Origin of the sequence: Methylobacterium symbioticum (assembly GCF_902141845.1) — a bacterium.
GTDB classification, from domain to species: Bacteria; Pseudomonadota; Alphaproteobacteria; order Rhizobiales; family Beijerinckiaceae; genus Methylobacterium; species Methylobacterium symbioticum.
On record NZ_CABFPH010000188.1, the window covers coordinates 1 to 5,143 of the forward strand.

Below are 5,143 nucleotides of genomic sequence, written 5' to 3' on the forward strand. Positions count from 1 at the left end.
CCCGCGCGGGCTTGCGCGGCGCCTCGGCCCGGGCGACGGGCGGGGCGGCCTGCTGGGCGGCCGGAGCGGGGGCGGCGGCCCTCGGCGTTTCCTTCGCGGGCTCCGCCTCGGGCTGTACGGACGGTGTCCGGGCCGGTGGATCGGTCCAGCTTCCGGCGGATTGGCCGGCCTGAACGCCGGCCGCGCCGAGGACGGCCATCGCCGCAGCGATGACGAGGCGGGCTCCGAGCGGCATCGCACCCTCCGGACGGCGGGGACGGCGCAGCGCCGGACCCTGCAACGGACGGTAGCAACTGCTTGAGTATACGTCCACGCAGCGAGCCCCGCGGCGGGCGCGGGGCTCGCGCCCCACGCATCCGCCTGACGCGGCCGCGCTTGGATCGGCCGGCCCCTTGCGCGCGGCCGGAAGCGGGCCGCGCGCCGGGTGCCCGCCTCACTCCGCCAGCACGCCGTGATGGGCGGCGGGGGCGGGCCCGGCATCGGGCTCGGCCCGCATGCCGGCCTCCACGTCCTTGCGGCGGAACAGGCGCATCACCACCACGAAGAAGACCGGCACGAAGAACACCGCGAGCACGGTGGCCGAGATCATGCCGCCCATCACGCCGGTGCCGATGGCCTGCTGGCTCTTCGAGGCGGCGCCGGTCGCGATGGCGAGCGGCACCACGCCGAAGATGAAGGCGAGCGATGTCATCACGATCGGGCGGAAGCGCAGCGTCGCCGCCTGGATCGTGGCGTTGACGATGTTGGTGCCGGGCTTCCAGAGGTCGCGGGCGAACTCCACGATCAGGATCGCGTTCTTGGCCGACAGGCCGATGATCGTGATCAGCCCGATCTTGAAGTAGACGTCGTTGGGCATCCCCCGGAGATAGACGGCCGCCACCGAGCCGATCACGCCGAGCGGGATCACCAGCAGCACCGAGAACGGGATCGCCCAGCTCTCGTAGAGCGCCGCGAGGCAGAGGAACACGATCAGCACCGAGAGGGCCAAGAGCAGCGAGGCCTGGGAGCCGGCCTGCTTCTCCTGGAGCGACTGGCCGGTCCAGGTATAGCCGAAGCCCTTGGGCAGCTGTGTCACCAGCCGCTCCATCTCGTCGATCGCGTCGCCCGAGGTGTAGCCGGCCGCCGGCTCGCCGGTGAAGCGCACCGCCTGATAGCCGTTGAAGCCGACGATCTGGGCCGGCCCCATGCCCCATTTCACCTCCGCGAAGGAGGAGAGCGGCACCATGGTGCCCTGGCTGTTCTTCACCGCGTAGTTGAGGATGTCGGCGGTGCTCATGCGCTGCAGCTGCTCCGCCTGCACGTAGACGCGCTGCATCTTGCCCCGGTTCGGGAAGTCGTTGGCGTAGACCGAGCCGAGATTGACCTGAATCGTGGCGTTGATGTCCTCGAACTTCACCCCGAGCGCCGCCGCCTTCTCGCGGTCGATGATCAGCTCTGCCTGGGGTGTCGCCGGCAGGCCCTCGATCTTCACCTTCTGCAGGATCGGGCTCGCCTGGGCGAGCTTGAGGAGCTGCGCCTCGGCCGCGGCCAGCGCCGAGTAGCCGCGCTGGGCCCGGTCCTGCAGGCGGAAGGAGAAGCCCGCCGCGTTGCCGAGATTGTCCACCGGCGGCGGCTCCTGCGCGTCCACGATCGCGTCGCGGTAGCCGCCGAGCGCCTTGTTGGTGCCCTCCACCAGCGCGGCGGCCGAGTTCTTGGCGTCGCGCTCGCTCCAGGGCTTCAGTGTCACGAAGGCCTGGGAAAGGTTCGGCCCCTGGCCCGAGAACGAGAAGCCGTTGAGCATGGTCACGGTCGCCACGCCCGGCTGCGCCATCAGGTGCTCCTCCACCTTCCGCACCGCGGCCTGCGTCCGGTTGAAGGAGGCGCCGGGCGGGGTCTGGATATCCACCGTGAAGAAGCCCTGGTCCTCCACCGGCAGGAAGCCCTCGGGAAGGCGCAGGAAGGCATAGGCCACCCCGGAGACCAGGGCGAGATAGATCAGCATCACCCGGCCGGACTTGCCGATGAACCACGCGGTGCCGCGGCCGTAGCGCGCGGTCTCGCGGTCCACGAACCGGTTGAACCAGCCGAAGACGCCGCCCTTGGCGTGGCCGTGCCCCTTCTCGACGGGCTTGAGCAGCGTGGCGCAGAGCGCGGGCGTCAGCGTCAGCGCCAGCAGGGCCGAGAAGGCGATGGAGGTGACCATCGCGATCGAGAACTGCCGGTAGATGATGCCGACCGAGCCGGGGAAGAAGGCCATCGGGATGAACACCGCCACCAGCACCAGCGTGATGCCGATGATGGCGCCGGTGATCTGGTCCATGGCCTTGCGGGTGGCCTCCTTCGGATGGAGGCCCTCCTCGTTCATGATGCGCTCGACGTTCTCCACGACGACGATGGCGTCGTCCACGAGGATGCCGATGGCGAGCACCATGCCGAACATGGTGAGCACGTTGATCGAGAAGCCGGCGAGCAGCATCACCGTCACCGTGCCCATCAGGGCGATCGGCACGACGATGGTCGGGATCAGCGTGTAGCGGATGTTCTGCAGGAACAGGAACATCACGACGAAGACCAGCACCACCGCCTCGACCAGGGTGTGCATCACCTTGGTGATCGAGGCCTTCACGGCGGGCGTGATGTCGTAGGGGATGTCCCACTTGAGCCCGGGCGGGAAGAACTGGGCCAGTTCCTCCATCTTGGCGCGGATCGCCTTGGCCGTCTCCAGCGCGTTGCCGTCCGGCGCCAGCGTCACCGAGATGCCGGCCGCCTCGCCGCCGTTCAGCCGCGTCGAGAACTGGTAGGCGTCGCCGCCGAGTTCGATCCGGGAGACGTCGCGCAGGCGCACGTTCGAGCCGTCCGGATTGGCGCGCAGCACGATGGCGCCGAAATCCTCCACCGTGTTGAGCTGGCCCTTCACGATGATCGGCGCGGTGATCGTCTGCTTCAGCGGACTCGGCTGCGCGCCGATGGCGCCGGAGGCGATCTGGATGTTCTGGTTGCGGATCGCGTCGGTGACGTCCTCCGGGGTCAGCGAGAGGCCGCGCAGCTTGTCCGGGTCGACCCAGACGCGAAGGCTGCGCTCGGTCGAGTAGAGGGTGGCGCGCCCGACGCCGGGGATGCGGCGGATCTCGTTGATGACGTTGCGGATCAGGAAGTCGCCGAGCCCGATCTCGTCCATCTTCCCGTCGGTCGAGACCAGGGTGATGATGTTGAGGGTCGCGGCCGAGGCCTCCTCCACCAGGATGCCGTTCTGGCGCACCTCGGCCGGCAGGCGGGCCTCCACGCGCTTCAGGCGGTTCTGCACCTCGACCGAGGCGAGCGCCGGGTCGGTGCCCGGCTGGAAGGTCGCGGTGATGTTGATCGAGCCGAACGAGTCGGTGGTCGATTCGAAGCTCAGGATGTTGGCCGCGCCGTTGAGCTCGTCCTCGATGAGGCGGGTGGTGCCCGTGTAGAGGCTCTCCACGGAGGCGCCGGGGAAGGCGGTGGAGAGGGCGATCTGGGGCGGGGCGATCACCGGGTACTGCGCCACCGGCAGCATCGGGATCGAGAGCGCGCCCCCGAGGATGATGAACAGGGCGACGACCCAGGCGAAGACCGGCCGGTCGATGAAGAAGCGTGCCACGTGCTGCGCCTCCTCAGCGGACCTGGGAGGCGGCTTGGCGCTTCGCCTCGCCGTCGCCGGCCTCGTCGGGATCGTGCGGCTTGCCGGTCTCCGATTCGTGCGGGACCGTGCGGTCCATCGGCTTCACCGTGATGCCGGCGGTGATCTTCTGGAAGCCCTCGACCACGACGCGCTCGCCCGCCTTGAGGCCCTCGCGGATCAGCCAGTCCTGGCCGACCACCGGGCCGACCTCGACGGGCTGCAGCATCACCGTGTCGCCCTCCTTCACGACCCAGACCTCGGGCTTGCCGTCGGCCGTGCGCTGGATCGCCTGCTGCGGCACGGCGATGGCGTCGGAATCGATGCCCTGCTTGATCCGGGCGCGGACATACATGCCCGGGAACAGCTCGTCGTTCGGGTTCGGGATCAGCACGCGCAGCGTGACCTGACCGGTGCTCGGATCGGCGGTGACGTCCGAGAACAGGAGCCGGCCGGCGAGCGGGTACAGGCTGCCGTCATCCATGATCAGGTGGACGTTGGCCGCGTCGTTCTCGAGCTTCGAGAGCTCGCCGCTGGCCAGATCCCGGCGCAGCTTGTTCAATTCGCCCACCGACTGGGTGATGTCCACGTAGATCGGGTCGAGCTGCTGGATCGTGGCGAGGACGCCCGTGGAGCCCTGCTCGATCAGGGTGCCCTCGGTGAGCAGCGCCCGGCCGATGCGGCCGGAGATCGGCGCGCGCACGTCGGTCCAGCTCAGGTTGAGCTTGGCCCGGTCGCGCGCCGCCTTGGCGCCGGCCACCTCGGCCTCGGCCTGCTTCTTGGCCGCGTAGGCGGTGTCGTACTGCGCCTGGCTCGCGGTGTTGCGGGCGAGCAGGGTCTCCAGGCGCTCGGCCTGCTGGTTGGCGAGCGCGAGCGCCGCCTCCTGCCGGGCGAGCGTCGCCTCGGCGCTGGCGAGGTCGACCTCGTAGGGGGCAGGGTCGATCTTGTAGAGGACGTCGCCCTCCTTCACCGCCGAGCCCTGCTCGAACAGCCGCTTGATCACGAGGCCGGAGACGCGCGAGCGCACCTCGGCGATGCGGGTCGGCGCGACGCGGCCGGGCAGGTCGCGCAGGTAGGGGATCGGCTGCGGCGCCACCGTGATCACGCCGACCTCGGGCGGCGGCGGGGGCACCGGCGCCGCGGCCTGGCGCTGGTTGCAGGCCGACAGGGCGACGAGCGCGGCGCCGATCAGCGTCGCGGCGGGCCACCGAACCGCACTGCGCAGGCGACGGGCGGGGAGGGGGCGAAGGGTCACGGTCACGGCGCTCCTGGAGACACGCATCACGGATCGGGAGGGCCGGGCACGACAGGCGCGGCCATCCGGAGGTCTCGGGATCGCGCCCCGATGCGGCCGAGCGGGCTCGGCCGGACCCACGGTGCGAAACCTCTCACGGATCTCCCGATCATCGGGAGCGCGCCCTCCGGCCGGGACGGCGCGGGGCGTTTCGCGAGGGGCTTCCGCGCGGGCCGGGCGCGTCGCCGCCGGCGCATGCGGGCGGCGCGGTCGGACGCGGCGGTCGACCC

Annotated in this window: 2 protein-coding genes and 1 pseudogene; all 3 read right to left on the reverse strand. The window is 70.5% G+C overall.

The genetic code is table 11. The features are described 5' to 3' along the window. A pseudogene (locus MET9862_RS28330) lies at window positions 1-235 on the reverse strand (hypothetical protein); the annotation flags it as partial. A gap of 198 nt (window positions 236-433) precedes the next feature. Further along, window positions 434-3,601 carry a multidrug efflux RND transporter permease subunit gene (locus MET9862_RS28335; RefSeq protein WP_142586225.1) on the reverse strand — a complete coding sequence of 1,056 codons (3,168 nt, stop codon included), beginning with the start codon at window positions 3,599-3,601 and terminating at the stop codon, window positions 434-436. 13 nt (window positions 3,602-3,614) lie between these two features. Then, complete coding sequence (locus MET9862_RS28340) at window positions 3,615-4,844, reverse strand: efflux RND transporter periplasmic adaptor subunit (RefSeq protein WP_244612950.1); 1,230 nt, start codon at window positions 4,842-4,844, stop codon at window positions 3,615-3,617. Window positions 4,845-5,143 lie beyond the last annotated feature (299 nt).